This window comes from Methylibium sp. Pch-M, from assembly GCF_004136295.1.
GTDB classification, from domain to species: Bacteria; Pseudomonadota; Gammaproteobacteria; order Burkholderiales; family Burkholderiaceae_C; genus Methylibium; species Methylibium petroleiphilum.
The window spans coordinates 650,510-672,074 of sequence record NZ_CP029606.1 but is presented as its reverse complement, the minus strand read 5'-3'; the positions used below and the strand labels follow the sequence as shown (position 1 = coordinate 672,074).

Genomic DNA, 21,565 nt, shown 5'->3' with positions numbered 1-21,565 from the left:
ACAGCGGGGCGCCGGCATGCCATTCCGACCTTCGCCTCCGCGCTGAGCTCAAATGCCGCTGCGCTGTCCGGCTTGCCGGAACTTCGATCGAATCGAAGCTCCGGCAAGTCTTGGCAGCGCAATGCTTTACTTCTGGTATGCAGGTCAGCCGGACTGGGCCGATCTCGGAGCGGGCTCCGACGAGGTGCTGTCTCAACGAGCCTTCACGTAGGAGCGGATGTCGGCCTCCTTGTACTTGCCGCTCGGGTCGTGCACGAAGGTCGGGCTCCTGAACAGCAGCGTCTTGGTCGGGAAATCAGTCGACCAGCCATTGCCGCTCGTGTTGTAGCCCCAGGGATAGAGGCCGAATTTCGCCCAGGGCGGGTTGGTCGGCGAGTTGTAGCTCAGGGGACCCGAGTAGTCGATGATCTGCGTGCCGTCGCGCCACACCTTGAAGTACGGAGCATCGCTGGCGAAGGGTGAGATCTTTGCCTTGATCACGAAATAGGTCCACTTGTTGATCGGCAGACCGCTGGTGTTCCAGCTGCGAGTCGAATTCCCCGATTGCGTCGGATTCGTATTCGCGTTGTAGCGTGCGTAGAAATTGATCTTGTCGCCGGCGATGCCGATGGCCATGAAGGGGTTCACCGTATTACCCGCTTGATGCCACTGCGAAATGATGCCTTCCTCGGACGTCGTCTTCCAGTTAGGCAGATAGAGTCCGAAGGCGTACCAGATGTCAGTCTTCGACTTGAGCGCCCCGGCTTGCGTGGTCCACCAGCTGACCTCGCACCGCGGCGCCCCGGCCGTCAGGCCGTCATTGATGTTGGGACGAACCATCAAGGTCTGGCGACCTGCGTTTTCGGGGTCGGCCGCCTTGCCGAAGCGGGTCGAACTGAGCACATCGCTGAGATAGGAGCCGCTGAAACCTGCCTCGGAGAGGCTGCGAATCGACGTGTTCTTGCCGTTGCATTCAAGGCCGGCACCGTCACTGTCTGAAGCGAACGCGTTGTTCGCGTTGAGTTCGGCGAAGACGTCTCCGGGGGCGACGGTCGTTGTCGTGGAGGTCGAGGGTGCGGGTGCGGGAGTCGGCGCGGGCGCCGGTGCCGGCGCCGGGTCAGTCACGGCCGGCGCCGGTGCTGCGGCGACGGGTGCGGGTGCGGGTGCGGGGCTGGGCGCAGGAGCCGATGAAGCTTGAACCAGCAGTTCGCAACGCTTGTACACGGCAGGCAGCGGATCCTTGCCGAAGAACTGATTCGTGCACTGTCCGCTGCCGGTCACGGAGCGTGAAATCCAGGTCGAGCCGGAGCCGTAGCGAACGATCTGCGTCCCAGTGACTGAGAACGGATACTTCTCGTAGGCGAGATGCGTATAGGTCCCGGCAGGCGCCGCAGCGGTCGTGGTGACCAGCACTTCGCAACGCTTGTACGTGGCAGGCGCGGGGTCGACCCCGAAGTACTGGTTGGTGCATTGCCCGCCATTGGTGACGGTCTTCGCGATCCAGGTGCTGCCCGATCCATAACGGACGAGTTGCGTGCCACTGACGGTGAAAGCGTATTTTTCGTACGCCAGGAAGCTGTAGACGCCACTCGGTGCAACGGGAGCCGCGGCGGCAATCGTCGTCTTGGTGGGGGTCGAGGCGGATCCGCCGCTCGCCGTCGAAGTCGAGCCACCGTTGTCCGCCTCGGTGTCTGTCGGGTCGCTCGGAACCGTGACCGGGTTCCCGGAGGTGCTGGCGCCGCTGTCGACGACTGAGTCGCTACCGCCGCCGCCGCCACCGCCACCGCAAGCGGACACTGCAAACGCTGTAGCAATCAATTGCGCAATGATACTCAGGCGTGTCCCGTCAAATTGCTGCATGAATCAAACTCCTGGATATATCTTTAAAAACAATGTCGCGGGACGGGCGCAATACTTGAGAATTCGAATTATCTATTTGCCAATCTTTTGACTCGATGTGTGTCCGGGGTTTATTCCGTCACACGTCAGTCGGTGTTCGTGAACCGATGGGATGGATGCTAGGGAGGGGCGGGCAGCGTCATGTAACAGGCTGGTGACGGCGTAACAAGGCGATTGCGGGCCAGCTTCTGCGTGGGAGCCGCCTCTTCGGTTTTAGGGGGGGAGCGCAGCGGTCGCGGGCGCGTCCGCTGGCAGGTCTCACGACGTCCTGTTACGTTTCTTGCAGAGAGTCGAAGCTGCGTGAAAGGCGTTCTTGCCTTCAGCGCGCGGGCATGCGGACTCCGGGCGTGTCGGGAAACCGGCCCGGGTGTTCCTGAGTGAGGCCGCAGCAGAGGGCGGCATGCATGTCGTCTTGCACAACTGCAGCCAGAGACCCTTGGCATTTACCCCCGGCTGCGGGGGTGCCTCACCGCGGATGGCCGCCTAATATCGTTCTTGCCACTGCAGCTGTGGAGTTGCTGAGGTGTGGCTTGGTGCGACGCAGCAACGTACGGCGACTTCTGACTCCCCTATTATCGAAACGAGATTCAGTGAGAAATCGACAAATACTGACCGGGGAGGCCATTCGACGCATCGGTCCGGGGCTAGCGGTGTCGGCTTGCCTGCTGATCTCGGCTTGCGGCGGGGGCGAAACTGATAATGCCTCCGAGGCGACCGCGGCTTCTTCAGCCAAGGCACGCATCGCCGCCATCGCCGCGCCGGCCCAGGCCGTCTGGTCGGCCCCTGTCCCGCTCACCCTGGTGCCGTCTGCTGCTGCGAACCTGCCGAACGGCAAGGTTCTGATGTGGTCGGCCGACAGCCGCTTTGATTTCACAAGCACCGCCGGGAATACCTATTCGACGCTGTTCGATCCGGCCACGAATATGGCAACCGAAAGGTTGATCAACGAGACCAACCACAACATGTTCTGTCCCGGCACGACCAACTTGCCGGACGGGCGGTTGCTGGTCAGCGGCGGATCGAGCGCGGGGACTACCAGCATCTACAACCCGGCAACCGGGGCGTGGGCTGCCGCGGCAGCCATGAACATTCCGCGCGCCTACCAGGCCAACACGATCCTGCAGGATGGTTCCATCCTGACGCTCGGGGGCTCGTGGAATGGCGGGCAAGGCAACAAGCACGCCGAAATCTGGACAGAGGCGGGCGGTTGGCGGCGCCTGACCGGCGTGGCCGTGAACCCGATGGTGGGGCCGGACCCGGGCGGAATTTTCCGGGGAGACAACCACATGTGGTTGATCCCGACCGGCACCGGGCAGGTGCTTCATGCGGGCCCGAGCGCCAACATGAACTGGATCAACACTCAGGGCAATGGATCCAGCGTTCCCGCGGGAACGCGCGGCGACGATGCGTACGCAATCAACGGTTCCACCGTGATGTACGACATTGGCAAGATTCTCAAGACGGGTGGTGCGCCCGCCTACGAGAACGTCGACGCCACGGCGAGTTCGTACGTGATCGACGTCAACGCCGGTTTGAGCGTGCGCAAGATTGCGCCGATGAGTTACGCGCGCGCCTTTCACAACAGCGTGGTGTTGCCCAACGGCCAGGTCCTGATCGTAGGGGGGCAGACACGCCCAGTCCCCTTCTCCGACGATCGTTCGGTGCTGATCCCGGAACTATGGGACCCCGTGACGGAAGCCTTCACGGCGATGCCAGCCATGACCGTGCCACGCAATTACCACGGTGTTGCGCTGTTGCTTCACGATGGTCGGGTGCTGTCGGCCGGCGGCGGCTTGTGCGGACAGGGTTGTGCAGGCAATCACCCCGACGTACAAATCCTGACGCCCAACTACCTGATGAACTCGGACGGCAGTGCGGCGACGCGCCCCGTCATCAACACGTTTCCGGTGCAGGTGGAGTACGGCAAGAAGATGGCCGTGACCACAAGCTCGGCCGTCACATCTTTCGTCCTGATTCGCCTGTCTTCGACGACGCACACCGTCAACAACGACCAGCGGCGCATCCCGCTAGCGTTTGCGTCGACCGGCACGAACAGCTACAGCATCGACGTGCCGACCAATCCGGGCATTGCGCTGCCGGGCCAGTACATGCTCTTCGCGATCGACGGGCAAGGCGTTCCCTCGGTGGCGAAGACGGTGCGCATCGGTGCTGGCACTGCTCCGCAACTGCAGTCGCCGGGAACGCAGGCCGGAACGGCCGGCGTCCCCGTTTCGCTGAGCACGACCGCGACCGCCCCGAACGGTTTGGGCATCACGTTCAGGGCGACGGGGCTGCCTCCCGGTCTGAGCATGAACGCGACCACCGGCAGCATCACCGGTACACCGAGTGCAGGTGGTGATTTCAAGGTCAGCATTTTCGCGGCGACCACTTCCGGCGAGACCAGCACGGATTTCATGTGGAACGTGGTCGGAGCCACCTCGGGCCCGATCTCGGTGCGCTATGTCCGCCTGGAAGAGGTGACCGAGATCAATGGAGGTGCCTGGGCCTCGATGGCCGAGTTCAACCTGCTCGACACCAACGGCGCAACGATTTCACGCACCGGATGGACCGTGAGCGCGGACAGCCAGGAAACGCAGGGCGAGAATGCTCCGGCGGCCAACGCGATCGACGGCAACACCGCGACGTTCTGGCATACGCAGTGGTCCGGCGCCAATCCGCCGCCGCCGCACACGTTCACGGTGAACCTCGGCGCCGTGCGCAATGTCGGCGGCTTCAAGTACCTGCCTCGTCAGTCGGGCGCCAATGGCACGATCGCGCAGTTCCGCTTCTACGTCAGCGCCGACGGCATCAATTGGGGTGTTCCGGTCGCCACCGGGGACTTCAGCACCATGGGCGCCAGAGCGGTGGAGAAGACCGTGCTGTTCACGGTACCCGGGGCGAATCAGGCGCCGACGGTCAACTCGCCTGGCGCTCAGTCGCACACGCAGGGTCAGACCGTGACGCTCGGCATCTCTGCGAGCGACCCCGACGGAGACACGCTGACGTATTCCGCGTCGGGCCTGCCCGCGGGGCTGAACATCTCTGCGAGCACCGGTGTGATCAGCGGCACCGTGAACACCGCCGGAAACTACAGCCCGACGGTCACAGCCCAGGATGGAAACGGTGCCAGTGATACCACCGCGTTCGCCTGGACGGTGATCCCGGTCCAGCCGGTGATCAATCCCGTGCTGGCTCCGCCTGTCGTGGCGGGCGGGACCGCGACATTCAATGTCACATCGAACATGGGCGCCGGGGTCCAGTACCGATGGGACTTCGGTGACGGAACGCCGGAGACCGCCTATTCGACAGCGGCCACGGTCACGCACCTCTATGCCGCACCGGGTCTTTATACCGTGACGGTCACTGCGCTATCGACTTCGGGTGCGGTGAAAACGCTCAGCTTCACGCAGGCAATCTATGGAGCGATCTCAGGATCGACTCGTCCGAGCGGATCGACCAACGTCGTCGTCGAGACCCGCGCTGGGCAGAACCCGCGGGTCTGGTTGGTCAACCAAGATAACGACAGCGTCAGCGTCTTCGATGGCGTGACCTACAACAAGGTGGCCGAAGTCGCGGTCGGGGTCGATCCGCGGACCTTGGCTGTGGCTCCCGATGGTCGCGTGTGGGTCACCAACAAGAGCGGCTCGAGCATCAGCGTCATCAGTCCCAGCAGCCTGTCGGTGGTTCAGACGATTGCACTGCCTCGGGCTTCGATGCCCTACGGACTTGCCTTCGCGCCGAATGGCAGCGCTGCCTATGTTGCGCTGGAAGCCAGCGGCCAGCTGCTGAAACTGAACGTCAGCTCGGGGGCTGTTTTGGGATCGGCCGCGGTAGGCGCCAATGCTCGCCATCTTTCGATCCCCGTTGCGAGCGATCGCGTCTTCGTTTCGCGATTCATTTCGCCGCCCTTGCCGGGTGAGGGGAGCACAGTCGTTCAGACCGAGGTGGCCGGGGTCAAGCGTGGCGGTGAGGTGGTGGTGGTGACGTCCGCCATGGCGATCGAGCGCACCATCGTCCTGCAGCACAGCGACTTGCCGGACACCACGCTGCAGGGTCGCGGTATTCCGAACTATCTGGCGTCGCCAGTGATTGCACCGGACGGAAAGAGTGCTTGGGTCCCATCGAAACAGGACAACGTCAAGCGCGGAACCCGGCGCGACGGCTTGGCCCTGAACTTCGAAAGCACGGTGCGCGCGATCACCTCGAGGATCGACCTGGTGACCTTCGCGGAAGACTATGCGGCCCGCGTCGATCACGACAACTCGAGTCTCGCCAGTGCCGCGGCCTTCCACCCGACCGGGGCGTATCTGTTCGTCGCGTTGCAGACGAGCCGTCACGTCGCGGTGATTGATCCGGTCCGGGAAGTCGAACTGTTCCGCTTCGATGCGGGGCGCGCACCCGATGGGGTCGCCGTCTCGCCCGACGGCTTGACCCTGTATGTCAACAACTTCATGGATCGGACTCTGGGGGTCTTCGATCTGACGCGGCTGGTTCGGTATGGCGAGTTCAGCGTGCCTGCGTCTGCAGCCGTCGACGCGGTCGCCGTCGAGAAGCTCTCGGCCGTGGTTCTGACGGGCAAGCAGTTCTTCTACGATGCCCGCGACACCCGGTTGTCTCGCGATGCGTACATGAGTTGCGCGGCTTGCCACAACGATGGTGGGCACGATGGGCGCACATGGGACCTGAGCAGCCTGGGAGAAGGGCTGCGCAACACGATCAGCCTGCGCGGTCGGGCTGGTGGACAGGGCTTCAAGCATTGGAGCGGAAATTTCGACGAGATCCAGGATTTCGAGGGGCAGATCCGAACGCTTGCGCAAGGCGCCGGGCTGATGACGGACGTGCAGTTCAATACCGGAACACGGTCTCAGCCGTTGGGCACAACGAAGGCCGGGGTCAGCGCAGACCTTGACGCGCTGGCGGCCTACGTGGGCTCGCTCAATACGTTCGCGCCGACGCCGAATCGCAACGCAGACGGTAGTCTCACCGCAGCTGGGACAGCAGGCCAGGCCGTGTTCGCCAGCAAGTGCTCGACATGCCATTCTGGAACGGCGTTCACCGAGAGCGGAGCCAGTACATTGAGAGACATTGGCACGCTCAAGGCCTCCAGCGGCAACCGTTTGGGCGGAACGTTGACGGGGATCGACACACCGACGCTTCGCGATGTTTGGGCCACGGCACCTTATCTGCATGACGGGTCTGCGGCAAGTGTGACTGCAGCCATCCAGGCGCACACGGCGATCGTGTTGACGGCGACTGAACTGTCCAACGTCGCGTCGTATGTCGCTCAGATCGGCGCCGAGGAAGCCACCGCCCCGACGAGCACGCCCGGCGGCGGTGGAGGCGGTACACAGTACGTGAGGCTGGAGGCTCTGTCGGAGGTGATGGGGCGGGCGTACACGACGATGGCGGAGTTCAACCTGCTGGATGCGACCGGAGCGGTCATTCCGCGCACGGGGTGGACGGTGGTGGCCGACAGCCAGGAGACGCAAGGCGAGAACGGCGCGGCGACGAACGCGATCGACGGCAGCACAACGACGTTCTGGCACACGCAGTGGCAGGCAGCCAGCCCGCCGCCGCCGCATACCTTCACGGTGAACCTGGGCACGGCGAGGTCGGTGGGTGGATTCAAGTACCTGCCGAGGCAGAACCTGAGCGTTGGCCGGATCGCGGGCTGGCGGTTCCTGACGAGTCCAGACGGCACCAACTGGACGGTAGTGGCTCAAGGTACGTTCACCAACGACGCGACAGAACGCACCGTGACCTTCCAGGCACCGACGAACCAGGTACCGGTGCTGACAGCCGTTGCGAATCTCTCGACGACGGTCGGGCAGAGCGCTACGTTGGCACTGAGCGCGACCGACCCGGACGGAGACGCGCTGACCTACTCGGCTACCGGGCTGCCGGCGGGCGTGGCCATCAATGCCGGAACGGGCCTGATCGCCGGGAGCCCGACGGTGGCCGGCACCTACAACGTTGTCGCCCAGGTCAGCGATGGCCGTGGAGGTGTGGCCAATCGAGCTTTCGTCTGGACGGTCACGGCCGCCAGCGGTGGAGGCGGTACACAGTACGTGAGGCTGGAGGCTCTGTCGGAGGTGATGGGGCGGGCGTACACGACGATGGCGGAGTTCAACCTGCTGGATGCGACCGGAGCGGTCATTCCGCGCACGGGGTGGACGGTGGTGGCCGACAGCCAGGAGACGCAAGGCGAGAACGGCGCGGCGACGAACGCGATCGACGGCAGCACAACGACGTTCTGGCACACGCAGTGGCAGGCAGCCAGCCCGCCGCCGCCGCATACCTTCACGGTGAACCTGGGCACGGCGAGGTCGGTGGGTGGATTCAAGTACCTGCCGAGGCAGAACCTGAGCGTTGGCCGGATCGCGGGCTGGCGGTTCCTGACGAGTCCAGACGGCACCAACTGGACGGTAGTGGCTCAAGGTACGTTCACCAACGACGCGACAGAACGCACCGTGACCTTTACGCCGCCGTGAACGGAAAGGAATGACCGCTGTCGGGTATCGTTCTGCCGCGCGAAGTGGGCTTCGTGCGCTGAAGGAATACAACAGCGGCAGGTGCCCTCTGGCGTGGTTGACGGTCTGGACGGGCTTGCTGCTGGGATTGGGGGCAGTTCCGGCTGTGCCTTTCGCTCAGCCGGCGGAACAAGCTCTCGGTGCTCGCCTGTATGTCGGGCAGCAGATGCTCGCGGGGTACATCGTCGGACACGAGACCCCGTTGCCGACGACGGCAAGTCGCTGCATCAACTGCCATGAATTGGCTGCCGCATCGGCTCCATCGGCTGGATCGCAGAAGACAGCGGCGTTCGGGCCTCGCTTGTCTCCGGAAGGGCTGAAAGGACTGGCGGCTCGTCGTGGGGGGCCACCGACGCGTTATGACTTGGACGCGTTTTGCGAACTGCTCAGAACGGGCGTCGACCCCGCCAAGGTCATCATTCAGCGCGCGATGCCGCGCTACAGGATCGACGGGCCTCAGTGCGAGGCTCTGTGGATTTACGTCACGCAACCGGGGCCGTGAATGCGTGGCCTGGAGATCCCATTGAATCGACGTCATTTCGTCATGATCGCAGCCGCGACGGGTCTGGGCCTGGACAGCGAGGCGGCGCCGCCGCCGCCACCTCCGGCTCACGCGCCGTTCGGGCCGGTCGATCCTCCCCAGTTGGCACTGGCCATCCCACTGGTCGGGGACGACGGTAAGACCTTCACGCTGGTGCAACACCTGCGGGGCAAAGTAACGGCGGTTCAACTGATGTTTGCGGGGTGCAGTGCCATCTGCCCGATCCAGGGCGCTTTGTTCGCAGGGGTCGCGCAGAAGATCGAGGCAATCCGTGATGCCCAGCTTCTGTCATTGACCATCGATCCGCTCAACGACGATCCGGCGGTATTACGTCGGTGGAAAGCGAGTTTCGGGGCGCATCGCTTGTGGAGCGCTGCGGCGCCTAAGCTGAAAGATGTCGACGCCTTGTTCGGTTTCTTGGGTGGGCGCAATCAAGGCGTCGACGAGCACACGGGGCAGGTCTACCTGTTCGATCGGCAGGCACGCTTGAGATATCGAACGCCTGATTTGCCGACGATTTCGTATGTCGCCGAGACCATGAGCCAATTGGCACGAATTTGAAGTAGTCTGCTTCGAGGGTCGGCGTGTTGTAAGCTGGTTAGATTTAAATTACATCTACCCAACTCACCAGCTCATGACGCGCAGCACGGGCCAGATGGGAAAACGTGCGTATATCATCGAACTCGGTTTTGCGCCAATCCTCCGCGGTTCCGGGGTGTGCGCCGACCTCCATCGTGTTCGGAGTCAGGCGCTGCAATAGAGCTTCCTGCCAGTCGGTTTCGAGGAGGGTGGCTGGCATATAAAACCAATCGGTCGTTTTCCAGCGCTCCCGCAGTTTGCGATCTTGAAATTTACCGAACCAGTATGTTGGTTTGCTGTAGGCGGGCTTGACGTAGAAATTCTGCACACATCTGACACGGTCGATGCCGAATTTGGGTAGCACTCGATTGAGCGCTTCCGTCACGACCGGCAATTTATGAACGTGGTGATGCGAATCTACATAATCTATCAGGATGCCAGCGTCTCGCGCCAAGGCGATTTGCGCGCTGATTTCTGCTTCGATCTGCTGTGGATCGATCTGCCCAAGCAAGGCGAGCGCACGAAAGCGTTGCAATGAACCCAACCGGCCGTCCGAATCCAGGAGCGTTCCGACTTTCGAGCGTGACGCTGCTGGTTTTAGTTGACCGCGTCCAGCGAGCGTGAGATGAATGCCATAGCAGAATTGGGGGTGAGTTTTAGCGAAGGCGAGTGCCTGTTCAAATGCGGGAGCACCTGTCATCAACGAAGCATTGTTGATCGATCCGTCCAGCAGGCATGCGGAGGTCGCGTCGACACTATCGGGTGACCAGCCATAGTCGTCGGCCGTGATGGTGATCTTCATGTGACGATGCTACCCGATTGCGCGCTCTTGCCATGATTGACGAACGTGCTCGTCCATGCGCGAGGCAGACATGTTCGCAGATGCGTGCGGTATCACCGAATCGTTGTCGACTCGTCATGGACTGTACGAACGCGGCGCTCCAGCCTATCTACACTACGATGTTTGCTGCAATGCGGTCGTGCCTTTAATATAACCTTGGCGCGATTTCTGCATGTTGATTCGGGCGGCATCTCAGATCGATTTTATATTCTGGCGCGATGTTGCCTGATCGGGCTTGTTTTCATTTGGATAATTGCGTGACAAAGAGAAAAGTACTAGCGATCGCTTCGGGTGGTGGCCATTGGGTGCAGTTGCTTCGACTGCGGCCGGCGTTCGAGGACTGTGAGGTGGTGTATGCCAGTGTGCATGCAGCATCCTCCGCCGAGGTTCCTGGACATCGCTTCTATTCTTTCAAGGATGCCTCGCGAAAGAACAAGTTAGCGTTCTTCGTGGTGGTGCTTCGGATGTTCTGGATCTTGTTGCGTGAACGGCCAGATGTGATCGTGACGACAGGCTCCGGGCCGGCGCTGATCTGCATCAGCCTCGGACGCTTGTTCAGTGCTCGCACACTGTGGATCGACAGTATTGCCAATTGCAAGGAGCTGTCGACCTCGGGGCGCAAGGCGAAAAAGGTCGCGACGCGGTGCCTCAGTCAATGGGAGGAGATCGCCAACGAAAATCAAATCGAATACTGGGGGCGGACTCTATGATTTTCGTGACGATTGGTTCGATGTTTCCATTCGATCGACTCGTTCGTGCGGTCGATCGCTGGGCCGGGCATGCGAACTACAGCGCTGTCAGCATGCAGATCGGCGCCGGCACCTATCATCCCAAGAATGCAAAATGGGTTCGAACGCTGCCGCCCGATGAATTTTCGAATGCCATCAGGAATTGTGATCTGATGGTGGCGCATCTCGGAATGGGCTCCATCATTTCGGCAATGCAAGCGCAGAAGCCTGTCATTCTGTTGCCACGAAAAATGCAGCTGGGTGAGGCGACCTCAGACCACCAATTGCATGGTATGGAGTGGTTGCGCGGTCGTCCTGGTGTGTGGATCGCGGAAGACGAAAGCCAGATGGAGGAACTGTTGGGTAGTTTTGTCGACGGAAAACTAAATCAGGCAATCGAAGCTGCTTCGCAATACGCATCGGTCGAGATGATCGAAAAAGTCAAGAAGTTCGTGCATGCGATCTAGCATCGTGACGCTGACGAGAGCATGAGTACTGCCATGATCGTGATGCTTTGTACCGTCGCCCGTGGTGGCATGCGTTCTGTCGTCGAAGGCTATCGTGATGATGGAATATTCGACAAGTGGGGTATCTCACTGATCGATACGCACGTCGAGGGTGGCTATTGGGTGCGTTTCAAGGTTTTCTGTGCTGCATTATTCCGATTTGCCGGTCTGCTCGTTCAGCGAAAAGTCGATGGATTGCATTGTCATGTTGCCGCCTATGGAAGCTTTTGGCGGAAATCAATATTCGCATCGCTGGCTCATTTGAGTGGGGTGCCGGTGATCTTGCATCTCCACGGTTCCCGTACCAAGGAATTCGTGGCCCGGCAGCCGCGCTGGTCGCTCCGCTTGATTCGTTGGCAGCTTCGCAAGGCGAACGCTGTCATCGTTCTGTCGGAAAGTTGGAAAGACTACATTCTTTCGATCGAACCCGCGGCACAGGTTCGCGTGATTCCAAATGGCGTGACCCTGCCGAAGGAGCACACTTACGATGCAGCCGGCAGCGAGTTCATCAATATTCTGTTCTTGGGTGAAGTCGGCGAACGCAAGGGGATTTACGATCTTCTACGAGCGTTGCCGGAAGTGCTTCGCCATTGCCCATCGATGCGACTCCAGATCGGCGGCAAAGGTGAAATGGAACGCGCTCAGGATTTGGTCCGAGAGCTTGGTATCGGTGATGCCGTCGAGTTCTGCGGATGGGTGGTCGGCGATCAGAAGCGGGCGCTGCTGCGTGGTGCATCGATTTACGTGCTGCCGTCCTATAACGAAGGCCTGCCCATGAGCATCCTGGAAGCGATGTCGTGGAAGTTGCCGATCATCTCCACCACGGTCGGTGGAATTCCGGAACTGGTGCGCGACCGCGAAGAAGGTTTCCTGATCAATCCAGGCGATGTCAAGGCATTGACGCTGGCCTTGGTCCAGCTGGTATCTGATGCCTCGCTCCGGCAGTCGATGGGTCAGAAGGCCTTGAAGCGCGTTGAGCAAGGATTCTCTTCGGTCTATGTCTCGAGAAGCATTGATGAATTGTATTCTGCCATTTTAAATAAATAGCATGATCATGTATTTTGGATTGAATTGGAACAAAAGGAGTTTGTGTGATTAGGATTGCCATGGTTGGCTTGGGGAAGATGGGTCTGTCTCATCTTGCGATTGTGCGGGCGCATCCGGAAGTTCAGCTGGTTGCCGCATGCGATACCACGACCTATTTGACGGATATTCTGACGAAGTATTCGAATCTGAAATGCTATGCCAGCTTTGATGAAATGCTGGCGAAAGAGAATCTTGATGCCTTGCTCGTTGCCACGCCGTCCACGCTCCATGCCGGCATGGTGGGAAAGGCGCTCGAGCGTGGTTTGCACGTGTTTTGCGAGAAGCCTTTCGTGCTGGACTCGAACGATGGTCAGAAGCTTGTGGAACTGGCTGATCAGAAGAGTCTAGTGACTCAAGTTGGCTATCACTATCGATTCGTCGGTGCCTTCAAGGAAGCTGCACGCATCGTGAAGTCGGGGGCGCTCGGCAAGATTCATCATGTCCGAGCCGAAGCCTATGGGCCGGTCGTGCTGCGCCAGAAGGGAATGACATGGCGCTCGGCGAAGAATCAGGGCGGCGGGGCGCTCTACGATTACGCCTGCCACGCGATCGACTTGGTCAACTTTGTGTTCGAGGCGCCTGCGTCGGTTCACGGCAGCGTGCTCAACAGGATCTTCTCGCACGACGTCGAGGACGAGGTCTATTGTTCATTTGCGTTCGCCGATGGCGCAAGTGGCCAACTGGCGGTCAATTGGAGCGACGAAAGCTACCGGAAAATGTCGACCAAGATCTCCGTTTGGGGGACCAATGGCCGCATTACCGCGGATCGACAAGAATGTCAGATCTATCTACGGCAACCGCAAGATTCCTTGCCTGGCGTTGGTGAGGGCTGGACCGTTCGCTACACGACCGATCTCACCGAAGAAGTATGGTATTACCTGCGAGGCGAGGAGTACTCCGCGCAGATAGATTATTTCGTGCAAAGCATCAAGCAAGGACGCAGAGATGGGCAGAACAGTTTCCGGTCCGCGCTCGAAACCGATCAGATTGTCGAAATGATCTTGTCGGAGAAGGAAACGGCGGAAAAGACTGGGGAAGTCACTCCACGCGCGGCGGCGCGAGGCGATCGCAAGGGTCTGATCGGTAAACTGTTTAGCTGAGATATAATATGAATCATCGCATGGACAGGGTTTTATTCGGCGACAATCAATTCTTCGGCGTCAACCATATGTCTGAGGAGAAGGCGCGCGCTCAATCAATGCGTTTTCAAGATCTTCAGGCTGTGATCGATGTTCTTGATACCGCCTACCAGGAAGGTGTCAGAACCTTCATGTGCACGACGCACGATCGTGTCGCAAAGATTTGTGATTATTTCAGAGATAATAAGCAAAAATATCCTGATTATATTTTCTATCCTTGCATGCCGTATGCTCATAAATATGCCAATGCGGTGACCGAGCATGGGATGGTGGACGCTCTGAGGATGTTCTTGCCGACCGATGGTGCGCTCGGCGCCATGCTGAAGGGTGGCGTGGCATTGGCAGGCAAGGATGCCCAAGCGATCCTGAAGTTGTTGATCGACGCGGAAATGAAGATGTTCCATGGGTTGACGACCCCTGTCATCTTCATTCAGAACGTGATCGCTGATTTGCTGATGGGTTTGGGTATGAACGAGATGTTCCGGTTCTTTGCGGATCATGTGCGAGAAAAATACAATGCCGAACCAGGATTCATCACGATGAATCTTCCAAAAATGCTCGACGTACTCGAAGAGCAAGGTATCGAAAATCCTATTGTTTGCTCCAACATCAACAAGATAGGTTTCAGAATGTGTGGCGGTGTGAAGGTTTACGAGGATATCATCCAAACTCGTAAATTCAGGCCGGTCGCGATGTCTGTCTTCGCTTCCGGGGCGATTTCCCCCAGGGCGGCCTTGTCATACGTGTGCGAACAGCGAAACATTGAATCGATCGTGTTCGGTGCTTCCAGTCGGGCGAACATCAAGCAAACCAAGGCGCTGATCGATGAATTGTCCGTCAGTCATGCCGGCTGACGCATCTGATGTCGTGTCCATCTTGATCCGGGCAAAGATGCGGTCGGGGCGATCAATGGTTTCATCGCATGATCTGTTTTAGGTCGCGAGAAAAGATGCGTTGTCAGGAGCTCTGGTTCGATGAACCAGAGCAGGCGGGACCGTTTGATGTGGTTTTCAGGAACCAAGCGGAATTTCCCGTACCTGGCAAGCGCAGCGAGGCATTTCACACCTTGCTGATCGATCTGGCACCCGAGCCGGAAGTGCTCCTCGCGTCGTTCGATCGCAACACCCGCTCTCAGATTCGGGCGGCCGAGGCTGACAAGAGTACGACGATCGAAATCATCGAGAGAGCCACGCCAGAGCAGCTTGCCGCGTTCTTGGTTTTTTATGATGATTTTTCACGCAGCAAGTCGATCTGGCCGATATGGACGCCTCGACTCGAAGCACTGCATGAGTCCGGGCGTCTTGTTCTCAGTCGCGTTATCCGAGATCAGGAAACCCTGATCTGGCATGCCAGCTTGCGGACGGCCAGTAGATTTTTAGTTCTGTATTCTGCAAGTCTGCGAGGCACCGACCCATCGCTCCGGAAGATCATCGGGCAATCGAATCGTTTGCTGCATTGGCGCGAGATGCAGTGGGTGAGGAGGCAGGGTTGCTATACATACGACTTCTGCGGCTGGTATTCAGGGGTCGAAGACAAGGCCTTGCTTTTGGTCAATCGATTCAAGGAAGAGTTTGGTGGGCGCAAGGTTGTTGAGTATAATATTATCGACGACAAAACACTGCGAGCCAAACTGATTAGATTTCTCAAGTTTCTGATCTCTAAATTCCCAAAGGAATACAAGGCAGGATGGCAGCGCTTGTTCCACGCGAGTGTTCTGCTTGTTTTGTCAATAAGTGACGGTCGAAATGTCGCAACGCCTTCGTTTTGACGTTCGCGAAGTATGCGTAACCGTGCGTCGACTGATGGCTGTTCGTCGTGATTGAATCACGGCCGATGCGTTCATGGAGGCTGATGACACGCCGCGGCGATTACCCACATTGGGTTTTAGCTATTGCCGAGGTGTTGCGTGAAGCTTTTGCCGTCGATGGAGTAATCGTCGGAATTCCTGTCGAAGGAAATGCTGAGCCGCTTTTCCCATTGGGCCTTGCCGGCCTTCTGGACTCTGCCCGGAGTGCCGGGGCCTGTTCGTTGCAGCGAGCGGGGTACGCCCGAGACGTAGGCCATATTGCGGATGATCCGCGGAATGCCCTGGTCTGCGTCGTCCTGACGGATGCACAGCATTTCCAGCAGGAAGGCTCGATCGAATTGCGCGCCGATGGCGGGCCCGCGTGTCACCTGGCTGTCGCTGTCGAACGGGCCTTGCAGTGCGGATCCGGCAGCATCGAGTTGGAGGCCATTTGGCGCTACCGCGGCCGAACCAACCGATTGACTTGGCGCTGTGCGCTCAAAGACCACTCCGTCGCGCGCTCCATGGATGCTGCGGCAGCCAGATTGACGGATCTCGTGGCTCATGTCGTCCGTCGCCTGGAGCCAACGTCTGAAGCCTCCCCGACGGTCTCGTGCCTCGTGCCCGACGTGCCGCCGCTTGCCGCACGTGGGGGCAACCTGGGTCGTGCCTTCCGCCACATGGTGCATCGGTTGACCGCGCATGATCAGTGGGCGTTTCGCGTTTACCAGAATCTGATTCCGGATCAACTCTGGCCGACGGCGGGAAATCAGTTCATAGATTTTGTTCCGCCGATCGATAAAATCTGGGCAGACCCTTTTGTGGCGCGCGACGGTAACTTGCTTTGGGTATTTTTCGAAGAGGATTCGATAAAATCACCGAAAGGGCGAATCGTTTGCGTCTCGATCGATCAGTCAGGTCGTTGTAGCGAGCCGGTGGTGGTGCTTGAGGATGCAAGCCATCTGTCATATCCGCAGGTATTCAAGTGCGATGGTCAATGGTTGATGCTGCCTGAAAGCGGAGCGCGTGGCGATTTGGTGCTTTACCGCGCCAAGAAATTTCCATTCGAATGGGAGCCGGTGGCCGACCTGTTGCAGCAGGTCCGGCTGGCGGATGCGACTTTGCATCGAAACAATGCAGGATGGTGGTTGACGGCGAGTGGCGTCGGGTCGATCAGTGGCAATAGTTGCGATGAATCACCCTACGACATGCGGCTCTACGACAGCCTGCATGTTTACCACTCGTCGTCGTTGACGCACGGTTGGCAACCCGTGTCGCTGAATCCGCTGCGGGTCGATGCGGCCACGAGTCGACCTGCCGGACCCTGGTTTCAATGGCAGGGAGAGTGGATTCGTCCGGTGCAGGATTGCCGCGGTCGTTATGGCCGGGCCGTACACCTGCTGGCGGTCGAATCCATTTCGACGCAAGGAATCAATGAGCGCTTGTTGGCAACGCTCGGCGGAGGTGGTCGCACCAATTGCGTCCATACCTACTCGAGAGTGGGCGGGGATCTCGCAATCGACTGGAATGCCTGGCGATTCCGATCCGATCTGTTTCGATCGCCAGTCGGTGCCACGTTCGAGTTTCAACGGCATGACGCCGTGGAAATCCAGGCGAGATAGTGTCCCGCAGTCGAGCCACAACTCTCCGTTGTCACGCGTGGCTGATGGGAGAGCGCTTAGCGCGATGGCTGGTGGCGTACCGCGCAGGTTGCCGATAGAGACACGACGGACGGGGCCGCCATCCTTAAGATGGCCACCAGGCCACAGGACTCGGGAGAGTCGGGGCGTCAGTAGCGATCGCGCCGTTGCGCCGAGGGACGACGCGGCAATGCGCATCGCCCCAGAATGGGTTTACAGGCGCCAGACCTTGATGCCGTTCGCCTGCAAATCCTTCTCGTCGAAATTGGCCTTCACGTCGATGAAATTGCCGCCCTTGACGACCTTGCGGGTGAAGTCGCTGGCTGTCAGCGACTTGTACTCGTTGTGCGCGACCGCAGCGACGATGGCATCGGCGCGGGGCAGTTCGTCCCAGGGCAGCAGCTTGACGCCGTATTCGTGCATGGCCTCTTCTGCGTCGGCCTCCGGGTCGTGCACGAACACTTCAATGCCGTAACTCTTGAGCTCCTGGATGATGTCGATGACCTTGCTGTTGCGCAGGTCAGGACAGTTCTCCTTGAAGGTGAGGCCGAGGACGTTGACCTTGGCGCCCTTCACGTAGCTGCCGCCGCCGATCATCTGCTTGACGGTCTGCTCGGCGATGTACTTGCCCATGCCGTCGTTGATGCGCCGCCCCGCCAGGATGACCTGCGGGTGGTAGCCCAGCATTTCGGCCTTGTGGGTCAGGTAGTACGGATCCACGCCGATGCAGTGGCCACCGACCAAACCGGGCTTGAAGCGCAGGAAGTTCCACTTCGTGCCCGCTGCCTCGAGAACCTCCGCGGTGTCGATCGAAATCTTGTCGAAGATGATCGCGAGTTCGTTCATCAGCGCGATGTTGAGGTCACGCTGTGTGTTCTCGATCACCTTGCAGGCCTCGGCCGCCTTGATGCTGGTGCAGCGGTGCACTCCAGGCTTCACGATGCGTTCGTAAAGGCTCGCCACGCGTTCCAGGGTTTCCGGGGTATCGCCGGCGACCACCTTCACCACGTTCGTGAGCATGTGCTCGCGGTCTCCCGGATTGATCCGCTCTGGGCTGTAGCCGACGTAGAAGTCGCGCTTCCACTTCAAGCCCGACGCCTTCTCGAGCTCGGGGATGCAGATCTCTTCGGTGGCTCCGGGATACACCGTCGATTCGTAGATGACAACGGCCCCCTTCTTGAGGTGGGCACCGATGGCCTTGCTGGCTCCGATCAAGGGTCGGAAATCGGGGATGTGGGCATCGTCCACTGGCGTCGGCACGGCGACGATGAGATAGTCGGCAGCACTCAGTTGCGCGGCATCGCTGGTGTACGTTGCATGAGTGGCCGCCTGCATCTCCTCATCGGGAATCTCCCGCGAGGGGTCCGTCCCGGCCTGGCATTTGGCGACCTTGGCTTCAACGATGTCGAAACCGATCACAGGCATGCTCTTGCCAAATTCCACCACCAGGGGAAGTCCCACGTAACCCAGGCCTATGACTGCAACGACTGACACGATACGTACCTCTTGCTAGGGATGATGAATACTTGTCGCGCCGGGGCATCAGATGCTTCCGGCCATCGAGTGCGATACCTGCACCAGAGCCTCGCGAGTGCGATGGCTATTGGAATATCAGTTGTGCCTGGCAACTGGCCTTGCCGGCCGAGTAGGCGTAGGAAATCGGCGAGGACGTCGTCCGCTTCTCGCGCCCGACGCCGCACTCGATCTCCGCATTGCGGGTCGGCTTGTAGCGCCCCGTCAGGCCCAACTCGGTGGTCTTGTCGTTGCCGGTTTGCGTCGAGGTGCCACCGGTCAGCGCGAAGGTATTGACGAGATCGCGTTTCTGGTACTTGAGGTCGGTTCCGAATCGGATCTTGGCTGTCGCGTCATAGGTAGCCCTCAAGCGCACCGCGTTTGAGACGCGATTGGTGTTGCCCGAGGTGCTGGCGCCGCTCGAAAAACTGTTGAAACTGTTCTCTGAACCTGTATCACGGATCAGGTCGGTGATGAAATTGAGCTTGCCGGTGGCCGCATAGGCCCAGCTCAGCGCTCCGGTCACGCCGGAGAAGTCACGCGACTGCAAGCGGTCATGGTCCTCCCGGCTGTAGCTCAGGCGCGCCGTCAGGCGGCTCAACCCGGTTGCCGCCCAAACCGCCGACAGGTCGAAATCCCGGCGATCGAAGGCATCTTCCTCGAAGACGCCTGGAGCCGACTGGATCGCGGAGGGGTAGCGGCCATCGGTGCCCCGAACGCCGGCCCCTAGCGTGAGCAGGCCGCTGGGGCGATACAGCACGCGCAAACCGAGCGAGTTCTGTCTCAGTTCCTTGAACGCGTAGCTGGCCGCCGAATAGTCGAGTTTGCGGTGGATGGCGGTGCCCTCCAGGGAGAGCAGCGACGCCATGCCGTACTGGACGCGAGCCAGCAGCTGCTGGCTGCGTTCCTCATTCCGTTCGGTGGTCAGTGTCGGGCCGTCATCCACGCCATAGCGAGCGAGGTTGCGCCGGGTCGCATAGCTGAGCGTGCCAGAGAGCTTTTCGATCGTGGCCCAATCCACGCCAGCGTCTAGATCGTATGCGGTGTTGTTGAGTTGGGAGTTGTCGCGAAAGAGGTTCCTGCTGAGGGCCGCGTTCGCGAACAAGCGCTGGCGCCCGATCGGCTGGTTCACGCCGGTCAGGAGCGATGTCGTGGAGTAGGTGTCGCTGATTTCCGGCTGACCATCCGGCGTGCGGAAGATGTTGTCTTCGCGTGTGAAGGCCTGGGATCCACCGATGTAGTACGGACTCGACGAAGGCTGGAGCTCCACCTGGGCGACCGAACTTCCAGTGCAGACGACCCCGAGCAAGGCAAGATTGAGCTTGTGGTGAAAATTCATCGTGAATCCCTTGTGAGTCTCCGGACCGCGGCCGCATCAGTAGGCATTGCGATCGAAGAACATGGTTCGAACCGTGCGAATGATGATCTGAAGATCGAGCGCGAGCGACCAGTTGCGCAAGTACTCAAGATCGTATTCCACGCGAGCCTGCATTTTCTCGATCGTGTCCGTTTCGCCACGGAAGCCGTTGACTTGCGCCCAGCCGGTGATCCCCGGTTTGACCTTGTGTCGAACCATGTAGGCCTTGATCAGTTCGCGGTACATCTGATTGTGTGCTACGGCGTGCGGCCGCGGCCCGACGATGCTCATGCGGCCCTGCAGCACATTGAAGAACTGCGGAAGCTCGTCCAAGGACGTACGGCGGATGAACGCACCAAACTTGGTGATGCGCGCGTCGTGCTTCGTCGCTTGCTTGACCACGGCTCCGTTGTCCTGAGTGGTCATGGAGCGAAACTTGTAGACCGTGATCTCGTTGCCGTCGAGCCCATTGCGCTTTTGACGGAAGATGATGGGGCCGGGCGAGCTGAATTTCACGCCGATCGCAATGGCCACCAGGATCGGCGAGATCAGGATCAAGATGAGCGTTGCCACGACAACGTCGCTGATGCGTTTGACGAGATCGTTCGTGCCTGTGAACGGGGTTTCGCAAATGCCCACGACGGGCACTCCGTTGACGTCTTCGAACCGGCCTTGAATGATGCTGATCCCGAAAACGTCCGGCACGAAATACAACGATGCGGTGGTGCCTTGGAGCGACTCGAGAAGTTCGACGATTCGCGGCTGCGATCCCAGCGGCAGGGTGATGTAGGCCTCGCGAATGCCATGCAGTGATACATACGCTGCGACGTCCGCAAGTCCGCCGAGTCGTTTGGCCATCCCGTCGACGTGCACGCGCTCATCGGTTCGATCATCGAAGTAGCCGACAAAGTCAATGCCAGTGCTCCTTCCGGAGGTCAACGCCCTGGCCACTTTGACGCCCAGCGGGCTGGCGCCGATCACAATCGCCGTGCGGCGCGCCTCGGGGAGTGCTGCGCGCCGACGCAAGATCAGCTTTCCGGCCCAGACAGCGCCCCATTGGAACACTGGCGTGATCAGCGCCCAGGAGACCAGCACGTCCCGGTTGAAGAACTGCAGACTGCGCGTCGCGTAGCCGCAGAGTGCCAGGATGGCCAGCAACACCAGCCAGGACGAGGCGATGTCGATCCCTGCGGCCACCAGGTGATCGCGGAAGCGGTTGCGCCCCGGAAAGGTGAGCACGAAGACCAGCAGGCACAGGGTCAGCGAAGCCCGTAGGATGGGTTCATCGAACCAGTGGCAGACGGCCACGTAGGTCACCACCGACACCGTCGGCTCGAGGAACGCCGCAACGAGCGAGGTCACCGACTGCGGTGCGCTGTAGAACGTTCTCTTGTAGCTGCGGTCGTCGAACATGGATAAGGGGTCAGGGCTTTCGCATCAGG

Annotated in this window: 15 protein-coding genes; 9 read left to right on the top strand and 6 right to left on the bottom strand. The window is 59.9% G+C overall.

Annotated elements, in window-relative coordinates; translation table 11 throughout:
• Positions 1-192: 192 nt before the first annotated feature.
• Positions 193-1,839 carry a polysaccharide lyase gene (locus tag C1M51_RS18980; RefSeq protein WP_165349642.1) on the bottom strand — a complete coding sequence of 549 codons (1,647 nt, stop codon included), beginning with the start codon at positions 1,837-1,839 and terminating at the stop codon, positions 193-195.
• A gap of 629 nt (positions 1,840-2,468) precedes the next feature.
• On the opposite strand from C1M51_RS18980, the gene C1M51_RS03200 reads away from it, so the two are divergent.
• Both C1M51_RS03200 and C1M51_RS03195 read left to right on the top strand, forming a co-directional pair.
• Positions 2,469-8,369: a discoidin domain-containing protein gene (locus C1M51_RS03200; protein WP_165349641.1), complete on the top strand. Its 5,901-nt coding sequence runs from the start codon at positions 2,469-2,471 to the stop codon at positions 8,367-8,369.
• A gap of 541 nt (positions 8,370-8,910) precedes the next feature.
• Positions 8,911-9,510 carry an SCO family protein gene (locus C1M51_RS03195; RefSeq protein WP_129448199.1) on the top strand — a complete coding sequence of 200 codons (600 nt, stop codon included), beginning with the start codon at positions 8,911-8,913 and terminating at the stop codon, positions 9,508-9,510.
• Positions 9,511-9,553: 43 nt separating this feature from the next.
• On the opposite strand, the gene C1M51_RS03190 is transcribed toward C1M51_RS03195, so the two are convergent.
• Complete coding sequence (locus C1M51_RS03190; RefSeq protein WP_129448198.1) at positions 9,554-10,330, bottom strand: carbohydrate deacetylase; 777 nt, start codon at positions 10,328-10,330, stop codon at positions 9,554-9,556.
• A 296-nt stretch (positions 10,331-10,626) separates the two neighbouring features.
• Between C1M51_RS03190 and C1M51_RS03185 the strand changes: the two genes are divergently transcribed.
• The 6 genes from C1M51_RS03185 (at position 10,627) to C1M51_RS03160 (ending at position 15,596) form a co-directional block, all read left to right on the top strand.
• Positions 10,627-11,079, top strand: coding sequence for a glycosyl transferase (locus C1M51_RS03185; RefSeq protein WP_207207791.1), 453 nt, complete (start codon positions 10,627-10,629; stop codon positions 11,077-11,079).
• The gene (locus C1M51_RS03180; RefSeq protein ID WP_165349640.1) at positions 11,076-11,564 is read left to right on the top strand and encodes a glycosyltransferase; all 489 of its coding nucleotides are present in this window, start codon (positions 11,076-11,078) and stop codon (positions 11,562-11,564) included. The genes C1M51_RS03185 and C1M51_RS03180 overlap by 4 nt, the downstream gene beginning before the upstream one ends.
• 33 nt (positions 11,565-11,597) lie before the next feature.
• Positions 11,598-12,650, top strand: coding sequence for a glycosyltransferase family 4 protein (locus C1M51_RS03175; protein WP_165349639.1), 1,053 nt, complete (start codon positions 11,598-11,600; stop codon positions 12,648-12,650).
• 44 nt (positions 12,651-12,694) lie between these two features.
• Positions 12,695-13,789, top strand: a complete 1,095-nt coding sequence (locus tag C1M51_RS03170; RefSeq protein ID WP_129448194.1) for a Gfo/Idh/MocA family protein — start codon at positions 12,695-12,697, stop codon at positions 13,787-13,789.
• A 20-nt stretch (positions 13,790-13,809) separates the two neighbouring features.
• The gene (locus tag C1M51_RS03165; protein WP_129448193.1) at positions 13,810-14,682 is read left to right on the top strand and encodes a hypothetical protein; all 873 of its coding nucleotides are present in this window, start codon (positions 13,810-13,812) and stop codon (positions 14,680-14,682) included.
• A 95-nt stretch (positions 14,683-14,777) separates the two neighbouring features.
• Positions 14,778-15,596, top strand: a complete 819-nt coding sequence (locus tag C1M51_RS03160; protein ID WP_165349638.1) for a GNAT family N-acetyltransferase — start codon at positions 14,778-14,780, stop codon at positions 15,594-15,596.
• A gap of 116 nt (positions 15,597-15,712) precedes the next feature.
• On the opposite strand, the gene C1M51_RS03155 is transcribed toward C1M51_RS03160, so the two are convergent.
• Positions 15,713-16,180 carry a hypothetical protein gene (locus C1M51_RS03155; RefSeq protein ID WP_129448191.1) on the bottom strand — a complete coding sequence of 156 codons (468 nt, stop codon included), beginning with the start codon at positions 16,178-16,180 and terminating at the stop codon, positions 15,713-15,715.
• A 54-nt stretch (positions 16,181-16,234) separates the two neighbouring features.
• On the opposite strand from C1M51_RS03155, the gene C1M51_RS03150 reads away from it, so the two are divergent.
• Positions 16,235-17,236, top strand: coding sequence for a hypothetical protein (locus tag C1M51_RS03150; protein ID WP_129448190.1), 1,002 nt, complete (start codon positions 16,235-16,237; stop codon positions 17,234-17,236).
• A 231-nt stretch (positions 17,237-17,467) separates the two neighbouring features.
• Here C1M51_RS03150 and C1M51_RS03145 read toward each other — a convergent pair whose 3' ends face one another.
• The 3 genes from C1M51_RS03145 to C1M51_RS03135 all read right to left on the bottom strand — a co-directional run bounded on the left by C1M51_RS03145 (position 17,468) and on the right by C1M51_RS03135 (position 21,536).
• The gene (locus C1M51_RS03145; RefSeq protein WP_129448189.1) at positions 17,468-18,748 is read right to left on the bottom strand and encodes a nucleotide sugar dehydrogenase; all 1,281 of its coding nucleotides are present in this window, start codon (positions 18,746-18,748) and stop codon (positions 17,468-17,470) included.
• A gap of 106 nt (positions 18,749-18,854) precedes the next feature.
• A complete protein-coding gene (locus C1M51_RS03140; protein ID WP_129448188.1) occupies positions 18,855-20,105 on the bottom strand; it encodes a hypothetical protein in 1,251 nt (416 codons plus the stop codon).
• Positions 20,106-20,141: 36 nt separating this feature from the next.
• Positions 20,142-21,536, bottom strand: coding sequence for an undecaprenyl-phosphate glucose phosphotransferase (locus tag C1M51_RS03135; RefSeq protein ID WP_129448187.1), 1,395 nt, complete (start codon positions 21,534-21,536; stop codon positions 20,142-20,144).
• Positions 21,537-21,565 lie beyond the last annotated feature (29 nt).